Source organism: Pedobacter planticolens, assembly GCF_014172375.1.
Lineage (GTDB): Bacteria > Bacteroidota > Bacteroidia > Sphingobacteriales > Sphingobacteriaceae > Pedobacter > Pedobacter planticolens.
Genome location: NZ_WNXD01000002.1, coordinates 1,881,924 through 1,902,517, shown reverse-complemented (window position 1 = coordinate 1,902,517; position 20,594 = coordinate 1,881,924). Strand labels below are relative to the sequence as shown.

21 protein-coding genes are annotated in these 20,594 nt (G+C 34.9%); 7 read left to right on the top strand and 14 right to left on the bottom strand.

Annotated elements, in window-relative coordinates:
* Nucleotides 1-49 precede the first annotated feature (49 nt).
* Nucleotides 50-433, top strand: coding sequence for a response regulator (locus GM921_RS17270; protein ID WP_182923868.1), 384 nt, complete (start codon nt 50-52; stop codon nt 431-433).
* 48 nt (nt 434-481) lie between these two features.
* On the opposite strand, the gene GM921_RS17265 is transcribed toward GM921_RS17270, so the two are convergent.
* Nucleotides 482-694 carry a DUF1456 family protein gene (locus GM921_RS17265; RefSeq protein ID WP_225872580.1) on the bottom strand — a complete coding sequence of 71 codons (213 nt, stop codon included), beginning with the start codon at nt 692-694 and terminating at the stop codon, nt 482-484.
* Between the two features lie 97 nt (nt 695-791).
* Nucleotides 792-2,099, bottom strand: coding sequence for a DEAD/DEAH box helicase (locus tag GM921_RS17260; protein ID WP_182923867.1), 1,308 nt, complete (start codon nt 2,097-2,099; stop codon nt 792-794).
* A gap of 340 nt (nt 2,100-2,439) precedes the next feature.
* Here GM921_RS17260 and GM921_RS17255 point away from each other — a divergent pair, with 340 nt between their 5' ends.
* Together GM921_RS17255 and GM921_RS17250 are read left to right on the top strand one after the other, a co-directional pair.
* Nucleotides 2,440-2,913, top strand: a complete 474-nt coding sequence (locus GM921_RS17255; protein ID WP_182923866.1) for a ribonuclease H-like YkuK family protein — start codon at nt 2,440-2,442, stop codon at nt 2,911-2,913.
* A gap of 49 nt (nt 2,914-2,962) precedes the next feature.
* Nucleotides 2,963-3,490, top strand: a complete 528-nt coding sequence (locus GM921_RS17250; RefSeq protein WP_182923865.1) for a TlpA family protein disulfide reductase — start codon at nt 2,963-2,965, stop codon at nt 3,488-3,490.
* Nucleotides 3,491-3,687: 197 nt separating this feature from the next.
* On the opposite strand, the gene GM921_RS17245 is transcribed toward GM921_RS17250, so the two are convergent.
* From GM921_RS17245 to GM921_RS17235, 3 genes are all read right to left on the bottom strand, one after another.
* The gene (locus tag GM921_RS17245) at nt 3,688-4,272 is read right to left on the bottom strand and encodes a DUF4468 domain-containing protein (protein ID WP_182923864.1); all 585 of its coding nucleotides are present in this window, start codon (nt 4,270-4,272) and stop codon (nt 3,688-3,690) included.
* Between the two features lie 57 nt (nt 4,273-4,329).
* Nucleotides 4,330-5,373 carry a porin gene (locus tag GM921_RS17240; protein WP_182923863.1) on the bottom strand — a complete coding sequence of 348 codons (1,044 nt, stop codon included), beginning with the start codon at nt 5,371-5,373 and terminating at the stop codon, nt 4,330-4,332.
* Between the two features lie 120 nt (nt 5,374-5,493).
* On the bottom strand, nt 5,494-6,852 hold the full coding sequence (locus GM921_RS17235) for an ammonium transporter (protein WP_182923862.1): 1,359 nt from the start codon (nt 6,850-6,852) through the stop codon (nt 5,494-5,496).
* 316 nt (nt 6,853-7,168) lie between these two features.
* On the opposite strand from GM921_RS17235, the gene GM921_RS17230 reads away from it, so the two are divergent.
* Nucleotides 7,169-7,627, top strand: a complete 459-nt coding sequence (locus GM921_RS17230; RefSeq protein ID WP_182923861.1) for an SRPBCC family protein — start codon at nt 7,169-7,171, stop codon at nt 7,625-7,627.
* A gap of 265 nt (nt 7,628-7,892) precedes the next feature.
* Here the strand turns inward: GM921_RS17230 and GM921_RS17225 are convergent, their stop codons facing one another.
* From GM921_RS17225 to GM921_RS17195, 7 genes are all read right to left on the bottom strand, one after another.
* A complete protein-coding gene (locus tag GM921_RS17225) occupies nt 7,893-10,193 on the bottom strand; it encodes a family 20 glycosylhydrolase (protein ID WP_182923860.1) in 2,301 nt (766 codons plus the stop codon).
* Between the two features lie 196 nt (nt 10,194-10,389).
* Nucleotides 10,390-11,340 carry a TIGR01212 family radical SAM protein gene (locus tag GM921_RS17220; RefSeq protein ID WP_182923859.1) on the bottom strand — a complete coding sequence of 317 codons (951 nt, stop codon included), beginning with the start codon at nt 11,338-11,340 and terminating at the stop codon, nt 10,390-10,392.
* 690 nt (nt 11,341-12,030) lie between these two features.
* Nucleotides 12,031-13,119 carry a nuclease-related domain-containing protein gene (locus GM921_RS17215; RefSeq protein ID WP_182923858.1) on the bottom strand — a complete coding sequence of 363 codons (1,089 nt, stop codon included), beginning with the start codon at nt 13,117-13,119 and terminating at the stop codon, nt 12,031-12,033.
* Between the two features lie 278 nt (nt 13,120-13,397).
* Nucleotides 13,398-13,877 (bottom strand): hypothetical protein, encoded by a 480-nt coding sequence (locus GM921_RS17210; RefSeq protein WP_182923857.1) that lies wholly within the window; start codon nt 13,875-13,877, stop codon nt 13,398-13,400.
* Between the two features lie 14 nt (nt 13,878-13,891).
* Nucleotides 13,892-14,014 (bottom strand): hypothetical protein, encoded by a 123-nt coding sequence (locus GM921_RS17205; RefSeq protein WP_317170993.1) that lies wholly within the window; start codon nt 14,012-14,014, stop codon nt 13,892-13,894.
* A gap of 44 nt (nt 14,015-14,058) precedes the next feature.
* Nucleotides 14,059-14,595 (bottom strand): hypothetical protein, encoded by a 537-nt coding sequence (locus GM921_RS17200; RefSeq protein WP_182923856.1) that lies wholly within the window; start codon nt 14,593-14,595, stop codon nt 14,059-14,061.
* 54 nt (nt 14,596-14,649) lie between these two features.
* Nucleotides 14,650-15,201, bottom strand: a complete 552-nt coding sequence (locus GM921_RS17195) for a dihydrofolate reductase family protein (protein WP_182923855.1) — start codon at nt 15,199-15,201, stop codon at nt 14,650-14,652.
* Between the two features lie 280 nt (nt 15,202-15,481).
* Between GM921_RS17195 and GM921_RS17190 the strand changes: the two genes are divergently transcribed.
* From GM921_RS17190 to GM921_RS17180, 3 genes are all read left to right on the top strand, one after another.
* The gene (locus GM921_RS17190) at nt 15,482-15,691 is read left to right on the top strand and encodes a hypothetical protein (protein WP_182923854.1); all 210 of its coding nucleotides are present in this window, start codon (nt 15,482-15,484) and stop codon (nt 15,689-15,691) included.
* A gap of 565 nt (nt 15,692-16,256) precedes the next feature.
* Complete coding sequence (locus GM921_RS17185) at nt 16,257-16,877, top strand: hypothetical protein (protein ID WP_182923853.1); 621 nt, start codon at nt 16,257-16,259, stop codon at nt 16,875-16,877.
* Nucleotides 16,878-18,015: 1,138 nt separating this feature from the next.
* Nucleotides 18,016-18,315: a hypothetical protein gene (locus GM921_RS17180; RefSeq protein ID WP_182923852.1), complete on the top strand. Its 300-nt coding sequence runs from the start codon at nt 18,016-18,018 to the stop codon at nt 18,313-18,315.
* 239 nt (nt 18,316-18,554) lie between these two features.
* On the opposite strand, the gene GM921_RS17175 is transcribed toward GM921_RS17180, so the two are convergent.
* Nucleotides 18,555-19,136 carry a hypothetical protein gene (locus GM921_RS17175; protein WP_182923851.1) on the bottom strand — a complete coding sequence of 194 codons (582 nt, stop codon included), beginning with the start codon at nt 19,134-19,136 and terminating at the stop codon, nt 18,555-18,557.
* A 165-nt stretch (nt 19,137-19,301) separates the two neighbouring features.
* Nucleotides 19,302-20,510: a hypothetical protein gene (locus GM921_RS17170; protein ID WP_182923850.1), complete on the bottom strand. Its 1,209-nt coding sequence runs from the start codon at nt 20,508-20,510 to the stop codon at nt 19,302-19,304.
* Nucleotides 20,511-20,594 lie beyond the last annotated feature (84 nt).

The window sequence follows — 20,594 nt, the reverse complement described above, 5'->3', positions numbered from 1 at the left end:
TTCAATTTCTATTGTTATATATTTATTACAATCTAATATATTTGCCGACATGAAGAAAATACTCGTAGTTGATGATGATGATGACGTTCTAGAAACCATTCAACTAATTTTAGAAATTGGCGGATATGATGTTGAACCTTTAAATGATGCAGAGCTTATTTTTGAACGTTTAGCAGATTTCGAACCAGATTTAATTTTACTAGATGTTGTATTGGGCAAAATTGATGGTAGAATAATATGTAGCCAAATTAAATCTCATGAAGATACCAAGCATATCCCTATTTTAATGATGTCGGGTTTATACGATTTAAAAGAAGTACAAGATATGGAATGTGCTCCAAATGATTTTATGTCGAAGCCTTTTAAAATGGATGTCCTTTTAGGAAAAATAGAGAAGTTAGTTAATAAAGTATCTAAATACAATATCAATTAATACTGAGCGTCATATTAATCTTTCGACAGCCTCAGGATGACAAACATTCTACTTTTTCTCTTCTCTCGGTCCGCGTTTATAAATAACTAAGCCGTTTAAGAAGTTGCGCAAAATTTGATCGCCACATTTCTTAAAGTTAGGATGTTCGTCGTTCCTAAAAATATCGCCAAGCTCACTTTTAGTTACTGTAAAACCTACTAGATTACAAATTTCTATAATCTGATCGCTATTTAAGGATAAAGCTACCCTTAGTTTTTTCATGATATCGTTGTTGCTCATTTTAGTATTTAGTATATGGTATTTAGATCAGCCGTTTCAGTTATTGTCTTTCGGAATTTCCTGACTTTCGGACTATTCTTTACATGGCTGTTTCTATTTTTACTTTTTTATTCTTTACTCTTTCGTTGGCTAAAGCACGAAGAATTTGTGGCACTAGTTTCCTTTTAACCGCTACATAACTTGCCTGATCTTTTACTTCAATTAAACCAACATCGTCTTTTTGTAGTCCGCCTTTTTTAAGTAGCATACCTACAATATCAATTTTATTTACTTTATCTTTTTTACCTGCACTAATGTACAAGGTTTGCCAAATACTATCCTGAGGTAATTTATACGGTCCTTTTAACTTTTCAGTTTCAATATCAGCTTTTAAGAATGGATATTTTTCATCGTCTGCTAAAATAAGATAGGCCGTACCTTTCGCATTCATCCTTGCTGTGCGACCGTTTCTATGCAAAAATGCATCTTCTGTATACGGTAATTGATAATGGATAATGTATTCTACTTCTGGAATATCTAAACCTCTTGAAGCTAAATCGGTCGTGATTAAAATTTTAATGCTTCCGTTTCTAAATTTTAGCAATGCTCTTTCACGTTCATCCTGTTCCATGCCGCCATGAAAAATATCATGCGCTAAATCTTTATCAATTAATAAATCGCTAATCCGATCAACAGTTTCTCTGTGGTTACAGAAAATCAAGGTGGTTTTACTTCCTATTTTACAAATCAGTTCAAATAAAGTATCTAATTTATCTTCGGCCGTAGTTTGTACTTTCTTTAGTTTTAAATCTGGAGCTATTTGAACATCTTTTAAAAAATCTATTTCTGTATGATTTTTTAAACCTGTAAAAGCAGGTATTTCTTCCATGGCAGTTGCCGATGTTAAAATCCGTTGTTTTAGAGATAGTAACGATCCAATGATGTGCGACATATCCTCAGTAAAACCAAACTCTAGGGCTTTATCAAATTCATCTAATACTAAAGTGGTAATAGTAGATTCATCGAAATTTTGATGACGTAAATGATACGCAATACGACCAGGTGTACCAATTAATACAGCAGGCGCTTGCTCTAAATTATTACGTTCAGTTTTTATGGGATGTCCGCCATAACAGCAATTCACCTTAAAACCTGTACCCATTTGTTTAAAAACCTGTTCTATTTGTAAGGCTAATTCTCTCGAAGGAACTAAAATTAAACACTGAACACCTTTACTATCTTTTACTAGGTTATTTAAAACTGGTAATAAAAAGGCTAAGGTTTTGCCAGAACCAGTTGGCGCTAACACCAATATATCGTTACCTTTTTTTGTTGCCGAAATTGCTGCTTCTTGCATTTGGTTAAGTGCAGTAATTTTTAGGTTATCGAGTATGGGTTGTAGCATCATGCCACAAAGGTAGAGATATAAAATGATTAAGGAACAAAGAGCAATGAATAAGGATTAATTCAGAAGATTTAAATTTAATCATATAGCGTAATGCCGTTAAGTTAACCTTTTTATCTGCCGCAGATGCGCAGATTTTTAGCTTGTAAAAAAATCATCTTATTTAAATCTGCGCATCTGCGGCTATTTTTTCTTAATCTCATCTTACCTAAATTTTACCTATCTTGTTGAAAACCAATAAAATGTTAGCAAATAAACAACATTGAATTAATCATTATATAATACTAACCCCTTAATTTTAGGAAACCTGATTACGGGTTGTTAACCTTAACACCATATACGTATGACCTGGAAGAAATTTAGTGGCGAAGTTATTCATTCGTCAATTTTAGAAGAAGTTGAACAAGCGATTATCCGCGAAACAGAAAACGGCTACAAATTAAAAGTTTGCATTGGTACCGACTCACAAGTTAAAGGTGCGACTACAGATTTTGCAACTGTAATTGTTTTGGTTAGAGAGCATCATGGAGGTTTTATGTACATTAACCAAGATAAAACCACGCAACAAATGGGTATTAAAGAAAGGATGTTGGTAGAAGTGCAAAAATCTATCGAAACCGCTTATTCTATTTGCGATTTATTGGACATATATGATGTCGATTTAGAAGTGCATGCTGATATTAACACCAACCCAATGTTTAAATCTAACAAAGCATTAAACGAGGCAATGGGTTATATTTTAAGTATGGGCTTTATTTTTAAAGCTAAACCAGAAGCTTTTGCAAGCTCTACTTGTGCAGACAAGATGGTTCACTAAGGTTGTAGTTAAAATAGATTAATGTATATTTGATTCATAAAATCATTTTATGAAAAAGATATTCTTATCGTTATTAGTAATCGCGTATTCGGTTACTGTTTTTGCACAAACAGAAGATAAAGACACGTACACCAAGATTGGCGATCCTGTTCCATCCTTTAGTTTCGAGCTAGAAAAAGGAAAAACTGTTAATATATCCGATTATAAAGGGAAATTGATTTTAATTAATTTGTTTGCAACGTGGTGTCCGCCGTGTAATGTGGAGCTACCTGAAGTGCAAACTAGAATTTGGGATAAATACAAAGACAATAAGAATTTTGCGTTTTTCGTTTTCGGACGAGAAGAAGGTTGGGACAAATTAATTCCTTACAAAGCGAAAAAAGGATTTACTTTCCCAATTTTACCAGATGTAGATAGAGGTGTTTTTAGCAAGTTTGCTAAACAATCTATTCCAAGAAATATTTTGATAGATCAAGATGGAAAAATCATTTACCAATCTATGGGATATGAAGAGAAGGAATTTAAAGTGATGCTGAAGTTGATTGAAAAACAATTAAGCACAAAAACTTCTAAATAAGTAGAAACTGTTTCAATTCAAAATTAATTATAACCACATAGGTACATAGATTTTTATGAAAGTTAAAGCCTCATAGCATGCCTAAAGGCATTGCAATAGGCACATAAAGACTATGTTTAGAAGATTTATCTTCCTATCCCACAAGATCAAAACCCTATGTGTCTATGTGGTTTCATTTTTAGACGACTTCTAAATAATTACCAGTTTTTACTGATTACCTTTTTCTCTGGCATTGGTTCAGCTATTGGATTTTTGCTTGCCATAAACTGCTTAAACTTAACGGCCAAGTCTTTGGCATATTTAGCAGTTTGCACTTGATATTCTTTCCACTGACCAGCGTTTAATTTGCCTGGATCTTTTTCTAAAGGCGTACCTATAGTTGTACTTGCCACAAAATTTCCATATCTATCACGTTGGTATGGGATAAAACTAAAGTCGCTTAACCAAAAACGATACTTCGCCTCTTTTACTTCTACTTGAAAGCGATATAGGATTTCTCCAGAGGGATGCGACATCACCAGTAATGTTTTATTGATGATCATTTTGCCATTGGCGATGAATGCGGTATCGCCCTGCGCCGACTTAAACTGTACATCTTTATTCTGTTTTTTAAGGTAATTAACTGCTCTAATTTTAAGCGAATCTTGAGTTGTTCCTTTTAACTCTACTACCTCGTAATAAATGAGCTTTCCATGTTCATCTACTGGTAATAAATTTTCGCTTTGCGCATTTGCGTACACAAAACAAGTAATCAACAAGAAAAAGCTCGATATAAATTTCATTGGTTAAGCATAAAAAACGTCCCGATTAATCGGGACGCTTATAGTTTGTTTTGTTTATTAAAAAGCGTAAACCGCAGCTAAAGAAAATTGAGAAGCTGATTTTGCAGCAGTTATTCCGTTAGTTTTTGTAAATCCTTGCGAGAAATCTTTATCACTATCAAAACGAACCTCTGGAATAAATGTTAATCCGCCCGATTTGATATTAGCAGATAACGTAACCGAAGCTACACTTACATCTGCCGCTGTACCAATCCCTTTATAGTTAAAATACTCGCCTCTTAAACCTAAAGCAACTGCTTTGGTAAACGCATATTGAGGATATAAAGCTACACCCGAATAACCTCCATTATCGTTCGAAACTGAATAATCAGCAGCGTTTAAACCTAATTTAAATTGATCGGTAATTTGATAAGCTGTAGTTAAATCGAATATGGTTCCTGTACCTGGCGCACCTGCCGAACGACCAGAAAGCACATTCAAATAAGCTGTCCAACCGGTAACTGGAGTTACTGTTAATTGCGCACCAACATGAGATACGCCGTTAAAATCTTGGTACACATTCCAATCGTTAAACAAACCTGCCATTAAACTCACTTTATCAGAAAATGCATAACTCGCTTTAATACCTGCATTTTGAAAAGGACCTGATCCAAATAAATAAGAAGTAGAGTAGTTAAAATTAGCCGCTGGCGAAATCACCTCGTAACCAATAAACGTACCCATGTAACCAGCAGTCATGCTAAATTTATCTGTAAAAGCGTAACTCACATATAAATTCTGAATATTGAAACTGTTCGTGTTTTCATCATAAGCACCTGCAGCATTTGGTATAGATTGCGATTGTCCGCGTGGACCGAAAGATAATTCACCAACAAATGATGCTTTACCTGTAGTTTTTTTCAACGCCAAGTCTATCATCCCTAATGAAATGGAATTCTGCTCATTCGCGAAATAGGTGTTAATGTTAGCCGCTTTGGCAAAATCATATTTGTAATAGGTATCTACCGAACCAGAAATTTGCAAAGGAGTGGCAGTTTCTTGTGCATAGGTAGCAGTAGTACATCCGAGGGCAACAATAAAAAGTAGAGATTTAATTTTCATAATTTTAGTTTTAAGGTTTATAAATTATTCCGGTATCTATAAATTAAAAGTCAATATTCGGGCTACCCACACCAAAATGTGGTTCAATTTAAATATGAATAGCCCGAAATTTAAGAGTGCTTAAACGTTTGGAACTTCTTGTCCAGCAACGATTAAAGTACCTTGTGAGTATTTTTCATCATGTTGACTTGCATCCAATCCTTCTTCTTCTTCTTCGGCAGTTACACGAATTGGTTGTACCAAATTGATTAATTTGAAGATGGCAAATGATACTACAAAACTGAATACCACTACTATCGCCGCACCTTTTAATTGAGTAAGGAAGAATGCAGGATTACCATATAACAAACCGTCTGCACCAAGGCTATTTACAGTTTTAGTAGCAAATACACCAGTTAATAACATACCAACTATACCACCTACACCATGACAAGGAAACACATCTAATGTATCATCTAAGCTTGTTTTTTGTTTCCAAGAAACTACCAAATTAGAGATAACAGCCGCAACAGCACCTATAAAAATACTTGATGGAATGCTCACAAAACCTGCACCTGGGGTAATAGCAACTAAGCCTACAACCGCACCAATACAGAAACCTAATACTGAAGGTTTTTTACCTCTAGCTACATCAAAAAACATCCAAGATAAACCCGCAGCACCAGCAGCAGTATTGGTAGTTAAGAAAGCAGAAACAGCTAAACTATTTGCACCTAATGCCGAACCTGCATTAAAACCAAACCAACCGAACCATAATAAACCTGTACCAATTAATACGTAAGGAATATTTGCAGGTGGTACTTCGCGGTGTTCGATATGAGATTTTCTTCGTTTTAATACTAGTGCTCCAGCCAATGCTGCCATACCTGCAGAAATATGTACAACCGTACCACCAGCAAAATCTAACACACCCATTTTTAATAGGAAACCATCAGGAGACCATGTCATATGTGCTAAAGGCGAATACACCAATAATGCAAAAAGCACGATGAATAAAATGTATGAAGTGAAACGGATACGTTCTGCAACTGCACCCACAACCAAACCTGGCGTGATGATAGCGAACATTAATTGGAAAACAGCAAACAATGAAAGTGGAATAGTTCCCCAAGCTGTTCCAGAATTTACACCTTGAAAAAACAAGAATGTTCTAGGATCTCCAATAAAACCTCCTATTGATTTTCCGAAAGCAAGACTGAAACCTACAACTGTCCATAATACAGTAATTACTCCTGCAGCTACCACACTTTTAATCATGGTTGAAAGTACATTTTTACGATGCACCATCCCGCCGTAGAAAAATGCAAGACCTGGTGTCATTAAAAATACAAGTGCAGCCGATATTAATACAAATGCAATATCAGGACCACTGTATTTACCTTCATCAAAATTAGGAAGTAGAGGAATAAAAAGAGCTAACACTGCGATTATCATTAAAATCACAAATGGAGAATACTGTTTAAATAAAATTTTACCCATAGTTTTTAGTTTTTAACGTTTGATTTCTTATTAATTATCTAAAATTAGGTATAAAATTTTAATAATTATCATAATTATTAACTAAATAATATAAAATATATTCATTTTAAACAAAAAACAACCTAAAAAAGTAAAGCAAAAGATGAAATATTGGTTAAAAACAATAAAATGAAACACAAAATTGATAAATTATGATAATTATTTCAATTTTATCACGATAAAACATGAATTTTTACTAAAAACTCAAAAAACAATAGAAGAAAAACTCCGTAATTATGATATTTTTAATATTTAAGACAAATAGTACCTTTATATCATGAAATCTTACCAACTAAAGTTCAAGCAAGTGCTACCAATTTCACTCACCGCAGCCTGGGATTTTTTCTCTTCTCCTGCTAATCTTGCCAAAATAACTCCAGATGATATGGAATTCATAGTAACTTCTGAGGAAAGTGAGGGCAAAATGTATCCAGGTATGCTCATCACCTATAAAGTATCTCCTTTATTTGGAGTTCATTTGAATTGGATGACGGAAATCACTCAAGTTGAACCAGAAAAGTATTTTATTGACGAGCAACGTTTTGGTCCTTTTAAGTTTTGGCACCATCAACATCATTTTAAAGCGATTGAAGGTGGAGTGGAGATGACTGATATATTAACGTATGGTCTTCCATTGGGAATTTTAGGTAGAATGGCTCATGAAATGCTCGTAAAAAATAAAATCAAAGCGATATTTACTTTTAGAGAAAAGAAAGTTATTGAATTGTTTGGGTAACATCTGTCTAGCATGCGTTTCGTCTTTGCGAGGCACGAAGCAATCTCATTGCTGCTAATACATTTGAAGGAGGAGATTGCCACTCCCGATTAAAAATCGGAGACTCGCAAAGACGAGCAGGGCGTAAACAAATAAGGCGCATCGTCATGCTCAGCTTGACTGGGCATCGTAATGCACTAAGAGGTTTTTTCATCGCATTACGATTCCCGTTTTCACGGGAATGACGAGCAAGACTTCGAGCTATACGATGATTATATATTAAGATTTAATGAAACAAAACCGACCCATCAACATCTTGCAGTTTACCATTGGGCGATTTATACTGCAATTTCAACGTATAGCCACCGCCGCCTTCAATAAATAACAATTCAAACGGATGATAACCTTTTGCTAAAGCAATTTGCGCAGATAACTCTTTTGCAGCATGTAATCCATCATTATCTATTAGCACCTTCCCTCCTAGTTTTAATACACTTCCATCATCAGAACGAAGCGCAAAAGAATAAATACCAGTTTCTGCTGCATAAAAATAACCTTGGTGACGCGTTGCAAAACTACCTGCTAATTTCGCGACAGGGATTTCAATTGCATTAGTAACAGCCTCTTTAGCTAAATCTTTTTGATCAATTGCGTTTACTGTTTTATAAAATTGAGGATAATAGAAGAATTGAAGCCCTTTTTGAGGAGAAGTTAAGGCAGCAGGTTTTAAATAACCTTGCTGTTCGTAATTGATGGTAAAGATATCGCCCCTGTTTCCGTTAGGTCTAAAACCAGCGACTTTAACTTGAACAGGCTTAGTGATAGCTAAATCTCCAGAGAAAATCTTAGAACTTAACGTAGGGAAAGTGCCATCAGTTGTATAACGCATGGTCAATCCAGCTTGTGGTTTATCTATATGCAATAACCCTTTATCTACAAATACGCTTTGCGCCGTAAACCCTGTTAAATCTGGCAAACGGTAATTAATGTTCATGGCATCTAATACCGAATATTGTTTTTCCACCCGCTGATCAAACTCCGACCAATTTACACCGCCCTTGTACCAAGCTACTTCGGCCATAGCCAACATACGCGGGAAAACCATGTATTCTAATCTTCTTTCCGATGGAATATATTCCGTCCAGATATTTGCTTGCACACCTAGTATATATTTCTTTTCTTCGGTAGTCAAGTTGTAATTATAAGGATCAAAAGAATATACCTTTTGCAATGAACTACCATCTTGTTGTGCATCGAAATAAGAAAACTCTCCAGGAGTCATAATTACGTCGTTTCCTTTTTCCGCAGCATGTTTTGGTGCAGTAGGCACCCAAGAACGCCAAAACATCATGGTAGCAGTCGGCGAAACTCCACCATCTAAAATTTCATCCCAGCCAATTAGCTTTTTACCTTTACTAGTAAAGAACTTTTCCATTCTACGCACAAAATAGCTTTGCAATTCATCTACACTTTTCAGTCCTTCTTTTTTCATTAAAGCTTCACATTCTGGTACGTTTTTCCAACTGCTTTTCTCTACTTCATCCGCTCCGAGGTGAATGTATTTGCTAGGAAAAAGTTCCGCAATTTCAGTGAATACATTCTCAGCAAATTCAAATGTAGTTTCCTTACACGGACATAAGGGTTCAGAAAAATCTTTTGCTTGTCCGCCTTTGCCATGTGATGTTAGCCAAGGCATTAAATTCGTAGCCGCCATCATGTGCCCAGGCATATCAATTTCGGGAATAATCTCGATACCTTTATTTAATGCATAGCGGATTAATTCTTTCATCTCCTGCTGGGTATAAAAACCACCATACATTCTCTTTCCATCAATTACTTTAAAATGCTTTTCTGGTATCGCAAAATCAGGGTTTGTTTTGGCTTGGGCAATACAACTTGAATCTTGTCCATTCATTTCTCTCCAAGCTCCTTTTGCAGTTAACTCTGGATATTTTTTAATCTCAATGCGCCAACCCTGATCGTCTGTTAAATGCAAATGAAATTTATTGAACTTATAATATGCCATCCGATCAATCATTTTATGTAGATAAGCTAGATCAAAGAAATGACGAGAAACATCTAAATGGATTCCTCTCCATGCAAAACGAGGCTGATCTTCAATTACTACACAAGGCACATTAATTGATTTGGTAACTGTTTTTCGTAATACTTGTGGTCGTTGAAACAGCTTAGTGCCCATTAATTGTTTTAGGGATGAGATTGCCCAAAAAGCACCTTGTACAGATGAAGCGGTAATTACAATAGTAGTTGGCTGAATGGATAAACGATAGCCTTCTTTTGCCGAAATACCTAAATCAAGTTTTAAAACAACTTTATTTGGTGTCGATTTTGATGGACCTAGTTTTTTGGTTATTGCATTTAATTCTTCTACTGCGGGTGCAAAATCCGTTACTTCTCCAACTACTGTTACTTTAGTAGCTGCACTCCATACAAAACTGCCTTTAGCTGGTGTAAGTTTTACGGGCTGAGGGATAATTGAATAAGAGTTACTTTGTGCAAAAACAAATCCACAGCAAAAAGTAAGCACTAGTGTAATTTTTAGTGCTGCAATAAAAGAAGTCTTCATAAGTTTTTTTTATTTGATGATATAATTAATTATAACCACATAGGCACATAGATTTTTATGAAAACCAGTCTACAAAGAATGCCTGAAGGCATTGCAATAGACACACAAAGGCTATGTCTAGAAGATTTATCTTCCTATCCCACAAGGTCAAATACCCTATGTGCCTATGTGGTTTCATTTTAGATAGTTTCTTAATTTATTTAACGATATAGTTTGAACCCTGCACTACTTCCCTGCGTTCAATTTCTTTATCAATATAGGTTTGGATAGCCGATTTGTTTAATCCCCAGTTGGGTGCAATTAACAAATCCCAATCTGAAATACCAAATAAACGTTGTATCACAATATCTGGTCGTAACAACGGAATTAACTCACACAGTAAATCGGTATATTCTTCGAGTGTAAATAACTTAAATGGGTTTTTCTTGTATTTAGCGCCCATAATAGAGCCTTCCACAATGTGTAAATGATGAAACTTTACAAACTTGATTTGTGGAAAACGGTTTATTTCGTGAATATAACCTAACATCATTTCTCTTGTTTCCCATGGGAAGCCAAAAATAGTATGTACACAGAGGTCTAGTTTGGAGTTTTCGAGTAATTCTACTGCTTTTACAAATTCACCATGACTGCAACCTCTATTAATTTGATCTAGCGTTTCATCATATATAGACTCCATGCCCATTTCTAAGTCTACATCAAAACGATCGGTGTAACTTTCTAATAGTGCAACTTTTTCTGCATCTATGCAATCTGGTCGGGTGCCGACTGCAAAGCCAACTACATCTTGTGTATTTACCGATAATGCTTCATCGTACATCATCTTTAAATAATGTACTGGCGCATAGGTATTGGTATTAGGCTGAAAATAAACAATGAATTTATCGGCTTTGTAAGAGGTTTTGGCTCTTCGCATTCCTTCTTCCAACTGTTCTTTAATGTTCGGGTTTTTTCGAGAGGGTTCTGGTGTAAATGAATCTACATTGCAATAGGTGCAACCGCCATAACCTTTACTTCCATCACGATTGGGGCAGGTAAATCCTCCATCTACTATTACTTTAAACACACGTTGTCCGTTGTATTTTTCACGCAAGTGAATGCCGTAATTTTTATATCCTTTAACTCCTGAATCTAATGCTGTTCCCATTGGGGACAAAGATAAGGATATTTAGTGAAACCTCACCCCCAGCCCCTCTCCTGAAAGAGAGGGGAGCACATGATGGAAATTAATAGTGTAAAGTTTTTAGGATTAAAATAGGTTCTCCTTTATGCTCGTCATTCCCAACTCGATTGGGAACCGTAATGCAATAAGAGGCTTTTTTACGCATTACGGTTCCCGTTTTCACGGGAAAGACGAGCAAGATGGTTTAGCATACTGCTTTCTTCATATTTGTCACCCATGTTTTGTCATCCAGAGCGCAGCGAAGGATCTCGTTTTTAACTCCATACCTGTCATTCTGAGCTAGCTTACACTGAGCATAGTCGAAGTGAAGGGCTTTTCTTTTTCCCAGCGCTCGGGCTTGCCTCGGCTCACCGCCGCCGAGTGGCTCTAAACTTTTTCTTGATAAAAAGTTTAACAAAAATCAAGGCTGTGTATCATCTTTCGGATTAAGCTATTAAAACTTTTTTGGCAACAAGCAGCAGGTTCGATGAAGGATCGAACTGGCTCATTGTTTTGGGCTGTGGTTATTGAAAGTGTTTGCAAAAGTTTTAATGCTTTCTCCTTCGGGATGCTACAAGGCCGGATGGCGTACTTAGGGATGGACTGTGGTTTTGGGAAGGTTGTAAAGCGGTCGCGTCATTTCGACCGCAGTGGAGAAATCTTTCTTTTGTCCCGTCAATACTTGTTATTTGTTTCAATTGTCTTTTGGTCATTAATTTCTAACAAGAATTCAGCAATTCGTCGTGTTTCCATACTTGAAAATATCGGTTTAAAATAGTTTATGTAGCTAAGAAGTTCGTTTAATGTTAAAATCTTTACATATTGAAACTCTTCTTTTGGTTTTGTATTAGTTAAAACAATGAGGTTTTTAATTGATATTTTTTTGTCGCCCCAATGATGTTTGTCCAAACGAAGACTAAAATTGCTTATTTCATTGTTAAGCAATTTAAATAATACAAAGTTAGTTCTCTTGATTTGCTGTATTGGTGAACGTAAGCTTAAATTCTCTAATGATTTTTCACTCCAATTCTTTGTTTCGATTAGGAATATACCTGATGGTGCTACAAGTAAATGGTCAATTTGAATTGATTTTATGTAGTCATTCTCTTGTCTATTGTAAATTGCAGGTGAGAAGGAAACATCAAAGTCATTAATCAAAAAATACTCATCTGAGAGAACTTCTAACGTTTTAACAACTTTTTGTTCTCCAAACGCACCATAAATGAAGTTGTTTAAACTGTCAATAACTGATTTCTTTCTTTCAATTTCCGACAAAGCTGCTTGGGAGCTTTCTTCTACAGCCACGTTAAATTGTGAAGTTATGAATTGATAGCGTTCATTCTTGACTTGACGAATGTCGACAAGTTCGTTAATTGATTTTATTACTTCTATATCAAAATTTTGCTCTTTATATCTGAGTTGCCTTTTGCAATTCCATTGCCTAAAGTTCTTTGTTAGTTTTTGAAATAAATTTATTGATCTGTCATTGGTCAAAAAGCTTAATTGCTGTTTCAATTTGTCAATTTCACTTATCAATCTTTGTTCTACTTGTTGTTTTTGTGCTTCTATAGTTATGTTTAACTGTTGCAAATCTGTATTGAGTATATTTTTCTCTTGCTCAATAAGTTTTTCATGAGTAGAAATTAATTGTTGTCGGAAAGTTGGATATGAACTCTGAAAACCAATTACTTCTTTTAAAGATTTGAAGTCATGAATATTGTTCGCTTCTAAATGTGATTTTAAAGTCGCAAGTGAACCAATCATGTTATATGTCTTACACATTATGTCTGCCGATTGTTGATAGTTATATTAATTGTTCAAATGTTTCTCTTGCTAAAGCTGTTCGAAATGTTAGCGCAGCGCATCTCGAACCATTTGATAAAAGCGGATTTCATATCCGCAAAATCTATTACTTCGAGATGCCTTTCCCCAAAGGGATGCCTTTAGCACAGAACATCTCGAAGAGCAACTATTAAGATAAAACTGAACCTGCATAGAAAAAATCACTGCCAAATTTTGCCAAACTGTTGTTAAGCGTAGGTCTATTGTTTCACAAACCAAGGTTTTCTATACTGGTTACTGAGTATTGATTTTAGTTTTTTATTCTGAATTTTATTATTCTTAGTATAAGGAAACAGCTTACTATTACTAATTTTTAATTTCTTTGGGGGTAAACTTCTGCTCTGTCCGCTACTTGGAAGAGAATTTATAGCATTTTCATAGCTGGATATTTCATTTGAAATAGTGTCAGATGATAAAACAAACTTTATTTCATTTCCATTTCTAATGGAATCCCTTATCTCTACAACTTCAAGAATTAGGTATTTTTCATTTTCAACTTTCCAGGTTCCATTATTCCAGCTAGAAGAGAGATCAAATCCCCATGTATACTCAAATGTATGATTGGGTCTTAGCTTTATTTGACCACCAAACTCATCCTTATAGATCCCTGATAAATCTGCTTGAGCAAATAAGGCAAGAGAATTAGTAATGAGCAATAAAGTTAGCAATAGATTTTTCATGTATTAATATGTGTTTACGCTCTTATCGGTTCATAATAAAATACTACTGCACCAGAATTTAGTGGTTTTGTCTTACTAAGTTTTAATAAAATCCTGTCCTTAATTTGGTCAAATAATAGTAGACCTTTTCCTTCTATTACGGGATGAATACAAATTTGAAGTTCGTCAATAAGATTACTTTTTAAAATTTTGCTTTGTCGTTTTCTGCTTCTAAACGGGCTAGTCTTTCATTTGCTACAACCTTATTTATTCTAGGCTGTAAAAACCAAATTCCAATTGGTAAAAAAAGCACAAGAAAAAAGTCGCCTAAATATTGACCCATACTCACTTCTTTTCCCGTCTCAATGCAATTCAGAAGTTTGGCTGGGAAAGCTAGACAATATAAAATAGCAAAAAACACATAAAACATTGGGATGGCATAAATTCCTGAAAAAGTCATTCCTTCTCCATAAGATAAAATGAGTATTGACACAAAAACGAGAAGGCTAATAAAAATATTAAAGAGAAAGAAGTTAAAATTTACTGTAACTCGTTTCGGTAATAGCTGGTATAGTTCATTACCTGTCAATATTGGCCATAAAGAATAGATGATTGCCCCAATAATTCGGATAATCATAGTCGTTAATTGATCGCCTTCGATAGTGAAATTGTACATTAAACTACCTACTACAAGAATTAAAAAAATCTGCCAATGTTTTAGCGTTAGAATTGATTTCATAAGAGCGAATATTTTAACTAAGATAAAAAATTACAAAACATACTTCTAATTTGTTTACTCTCTTCTCGGCTCATAATAAAATACTACTGCACCCGAGTTTAGTAATTTTGTTTTAACGAGCTTTAACAAAATCCTGTCCTTAATTTGGTCAAATAATAGCAACCCTTTTCCTTCTATTACGGGATGAATACAAATTTGAAATTCGTCAATAAGATTACTGTTTAAAAGTTGAATAATCAAACTCCTACTTCCAATAAGAATGTCTTTTCCTGCTTGTTTTTTGAGTTCCAAGACTTCTTCATCAAGAGGTCTGTTTACAAGTTTTGCACTGTTCCAGCCTGTGTCCTTTAGTGTGTTGGAAAAAACAAGTTTTTGAATTTTATCGATTGAAATTGCAAAGTCGTCCATTGCTTTTTCACCAGAAGGATTTTGTACTAGTGTTTGCCAAAACTGCATCAATTGGTAGGTTATCCGTCCATATAAAATAACACCTCCATTATCTATTAGATCAGCATAATGTTGATGTAATCCTTCATCAGCAATTCCTGCCGTATGGTCGCAAACCCCGTCAAGTGTCATATTGAATGCTGCAATTACCTTTTTCATATTTTTCTTTTTTGTCAGTCCGTTTTGCGTGTTGTCCTGCAATGACCACTAACTTCTATATAGCTCTAATAAACCTCATCCTTTTATAAAAGTATTGAAAAAAAATCTACAAATCACATGTCTTTAACGATACACAACAGTATATTTTTTACCACATAGAAACATAGCAGATATCAGTTGATGCAATTGCTATGTTAACTAATGTTAAATTCTTTTTCACCTTAAATAAAAACAGAAAGGCTGCGTTATGGTACTTTAATTTTAATCTAAACGCTTACCAATGAAAATTCAAGAAGACCGAATAATTATTTACCCTGCAGACATTATGCGCTGGTACGGGTATGATGAGAAGTCAAGAAGTTCTTATCTCAAACACCGTGAAATTAAATTAGTAATGAATATAGAAGAGAAAAGGCCACTCACCATTTTTCATTTAAGTAATTACCTTGGCGTTTCGGTAGATGATATCGCTAAGCGGTTATTCCCCTAAGTCAATCATTTTTAGGACTATTTAAAAAGATCCAACCCTTAAATTTTAGGGGTTGGATTTTTTTCGCCTGTATCTTTTGCTTTTTCCCAATGGGAAAAGAGCTTTGCGTGATGGGAAAAGCTCTTTGCGTAATGGGAAATGTCCTTTGCGTGATGGGAAATGTCTTTTGCGTAACGGGAAATGTCTTTTGCGTGATGGGAAATGTCCTTTGCGTAACGGGAAATGTCCTTTGCGTGATGGGAAATGTCTTTTGCGTGATGGGAAATGTCCTTTGCGTAATGGGAGATTGACATTTCCCATCGGGAAAAACCAAATTTCTGTATCGAAACGTACTTAAAACTACAGGGTTTGACCAAATTAAACAGGTTTTGTAGCGAATTGTCTATGGATAAATCAAAAACAACAAATTTCGACTATTTACACCCTATTTATGCTGCTTTTACCCGAATAGGTTAAAATGATACGCATACTATCCCTTTATGTATGAGCCTATTGTGCAATCGTATTCCCTTATTTACTTTGGTGGTGGCTTAGGGGAATTCACCCCTGTCTTAATATGAAAAACATGAAAATCTCTAAATTAATTTTAAGTTATTCGAAACTAACGGATGCACAATTGAACTTGAAAGCACAAACTGTATTAGATGCATTAACAAACAATGCCTATTTTCCAACGACAACGCCATCCTTGGCGCAATTTACTTCCAATGTAACTGCGTTCAATTTATCGCTGAACAAAGCAGCTACAGGCGATCGACAACAGATTGCTTTAAAAAATCAAACGAGATTAACTTTGATCTCCGATATGCGCCAAATGGCATTAGATATTTCTTCTCAAGCCAATGGCGATAAAGCTCAATTAATCAGTAGTGGTTTTGATATTGCTAAAGAAGGTGAAGGTAGCAGTGCCATAGAAAATCCAATAGATTTTTCTTTGAGCGACGGAGCTAACCCAGGAGAATTGATTTTCTCTTGCAAAGCCGTAAAAGGTGCGTTGAGTTATAATTTCCAGCATACAGATGAATTGCCTACAGCAGATAGTCAATGGAAAACCCAACCTTTCAGTTCTTGTCAGTTTACCTTTAAGGGCTTAAAAAGTGGCGTCCGTTTATATGGTCGTATCACAGCTGTTGGCAGAAAAGGACAAATGGCAGATTCTGATATTATTTCAAGGATGGTGCAGTAGTGGTTGAGGCAAGAGAGGGGTTGTAAGACTGTCGCGTCATTGCGAGGTACGAAGCAATCTTTCTTGCTTTTGCAATTTCTATTTACACACTTGTCATTCTGAGCTAGCTTGCACTGAGTATTTCGACTTCGCTCAACACAGGCTTTTAGCCGAAGTGAAGGACCTTTCTTTCTCCCAACGCTTGAGCTTGCCCCCATGTCCGTCTTTGCGAGGCTTGTTTTTCTCAAGTCGTGGCAATCTCCTATTTGCATGCTTACTCCCATGTTTGTCATCCAGAGCGTAGCGAAGGATCTATTTTCTAGCTCACGCTCTGGCTTGCCTCGGTTAGCCACTGATTGGCCTTCTTCTTTTCATGAGTGTTTACCTGTCGCGTCATTTCGACCGTAGCGGAGAAACCTTTCGTTTTATTTTTTAGCGCACGCTCGGGCTTGCCTCGGCTCACCGCCGCCGAGTGGCTCTAAACTTTTTCTTGATAAAAAGTTTAACAAAAATCAAGGCTGCGAATCATTTTTTCGGTATTACATATTGTTTTTTGTCCTCAAGAGCACTTCGTGGTTCTCGGATTACGCTATCCAAACTTTTAAGGCGACAGAAAAAGGTTCGATGAAAATCCGATAAGTATCGGATCGAACTGCTTTCTGTCTTGGGTAGTGGTTGGTTTCCGATTGTGCAAAAGTTTGAATGCGTTCTCCTTCGGAATGATTCAAGGCCGGTCCTCGTTCTTGGGAGTGGTAGTGGTTTTGGGAAGGTTGTAAGGTGGTCGTGTTATTGCCCCCATGTTTACCGCCATGCTTGTCATCCTGAGCGTAGTCGAAGGACCTTTCTTTTGTAGCTCACCTTCATGCTGGTGCACGTCTGTGACGTGTACCTTTTCTTACTATTATATCACATACCACAGGCATGCGCTAGCCTTGGAAGCCCAAACTAGGTACTTCAAAAAAAACTAAAGACAAAAAAGCTTTGGAAGAATTATTACAATAAAAATCGTAAAGTTGTAGATATGTTTAACGAAACAAACTAACCTAATCTGTAAACCTATTTCAGGACAAGACACAATTTAAAAAATAAATAGAACATGGTGGTTAGAAAAAAGCATATAATTATAGTAATAGTAATATTTTTTATACTAATTATTACAATGATAAATACCTTTATCCATTGTAAAAAAGAGTTTATTTCTGGTTATGATTTTGTGATAAAAAATATTAGTATTACCCCAACCAAGAAACTAAAGTTATATGATATAGATGGAAAGAAGGTTTCATTTTGGAATTATTCGATAATGGCTGATGAAGGTGTATCGATAGGAGACTCGGTATATAAGGCACCGTGTGCTAAGTTTCTTTACATTTATAAAAAGAATGGCAAAGGTGAATACAAAGAATATCAAAAACTTGCTCCTTCAGGTTTGTTTCCATATAATTGGTTCTGCAAATGAAATCCCAAATTGCTGGTGCACTTCTGTGACATGTAACGTTTAAAAAAATCTTAATATTATTTCACACGCCACCTTTGCTGGTGCACGTCTGTGACGTGTACCTTTTAAAAAACGTATATTCCTTCTTTATTATGGAATTTATATTTACGGCTTAAGGGGTTTTAATTTTTAAATCTTACTCGTATTTCACACACCACAGGTGTGCGCTAGCTTTGGGGCTGTATATTGTGATATCTAGATTATCTAAATTTTAAGTGATTAGAAGTTTCCACAAGAATATCACCAATATCATTCTTATGTTGAGGAGTATAATAATAACTAATAATCACTCGGATACCTGTAAAGGTATCTTCGGTTAGTATGTCCTTATTTAGATAAACATATTTATGCAAATAATTGTTAGCTATCACTTCACACTTTCTATAAAAAATACCTCCAGCACTAGCGTTATATAATGCTAACTTTTTTGCCTCAAATCTTTCAATGGGGTGTTTGGAAGTATCTGCTAAATATTTAACTGTATTATTGAGCCGAAATCGGGTCGTAGTTGTATTCAATAATGGCACCCTTAGATTAAGGATAGAATAGCCAATAATAACAGAGGTGTCTCTATTGGCTATTCTATAGATTATAAGCGGGCTAATTTTTCCATCGCATACTTCTTTTACTAAGCCTGAGTCAAGTTCCTTAAAGCCATCTGGCATAGTGAATTGTAATTTCGATTCTTCTATATTGATTTTGAACATTCGATCTATTCGTTGTGCTGTAGCATTAAAATAAAAAAAATGGATGGTAGCAATCAGGCAAAATATTTTTTTCATATTTCAGTTGTAGTATAAGGACTCTTTGCTGGTGCACGTCTGTGACGTGTACCTTTTAAAAGCCTATAATCCTTCTTTATTATGGGATTTATATTTAGGGCTTACAGGCTCTTTAATTTTTAAATCTTACTATTATTTCACGCCACAGGCGTACTAGCCTTGGTTTTAGAATAATACTTGAACCTTAAAATACAAATCTTTATAATCCATAAAATCTTCATAGGCCAATCCTAAAGAAATCCGATGTATGAGCAACTTTTGGTTTAGGCTAAAAGATTTGATTATTTCCGCTTTGTAATTTATTTGATTATCAAATATAGAAGAAGTTAATGTAGCACTGACATTTGGCTGAGAAAACCATTTAAAAGCGTATAAATGTCCTCCGATTTTTTCATAACCATTAATTAAGTAATCTAATCCAGTTCCGACACCAAAATTATTTTTCAGGTTTAAACCATATTTGATTTGATGATTTTGGAATTTATTGCTTACTCTATCTATGTCAAGTCTTCTATTTTGATAGTTATAAGCAATAAAATCAGAAAAATTCGATTTTCTGTAGAATATATTCCATTTGGATGTTTGGAAATTCAAATGATGAAACCCGCTGTTGTCAAAATTGTATTGTAAAGCAATGCCAGAATTTACTTGTGTTTTGCCAATATATGAGGCACTATAAGAAGTGTAAAACCCTAATGGTAATCTTGTTGCTCCACTATAACCCAATTCTAAAGAATTTGAGACATAACAAACATTTGTCATTCCTCCTGAATTATAACATCCATTTTTTGGCAAGTCGTTTTTAAATGTTGTATATGTTTCTTTTAGATTTAATGTGTCAGATAGTTTTTTTACAAAATTAAGAATCATTAATGCTTCTGGAATAGAGTCTTGTGCAGATGGTGTCCAATAGTTTTTTAGCCAGTATGTTTTTTTATCAGCATGTTCAATGACATAAGTTATACCGTCAAAACCCTTCTTCCAATTTTTTATCTTATTGTCAGATTGTAAATTTAAAATTTTAGATTTTAGAACAATGTTGTAAATACTTTTAGCTTGTTCGGATGATAAAGTTATTTTATTGGATAATGTTTCAGTTTTATTTCTAGTTGATTTTTTAGTATGATATATGTAATTCGTTATATAACCATCAATACTAGAACTATCTTTTGTAATTTCAATTACTTGTCCAAGATTCTGAAATCTGAAATTGAATTCATCAGAAGATTTTTCAAAATCCTTTAAATTTAAAGTTCTTTGAAATTCTTTGTCTCTTTTAAACCAAGCTGTGTCACCTTCTATTTTTTTTGTTTGAGCAAATGCTGTTTGAAAGGACAATAAGTAAAGGATTAATAGTATTTGAAGTTTCTTCATATTCTTGTGGTTATCTTCTAAAAGATTGGAACGGTCAAGGAAGAATTCCCTTTTAAAACATATAACCCTTCTTTATTATGGAAT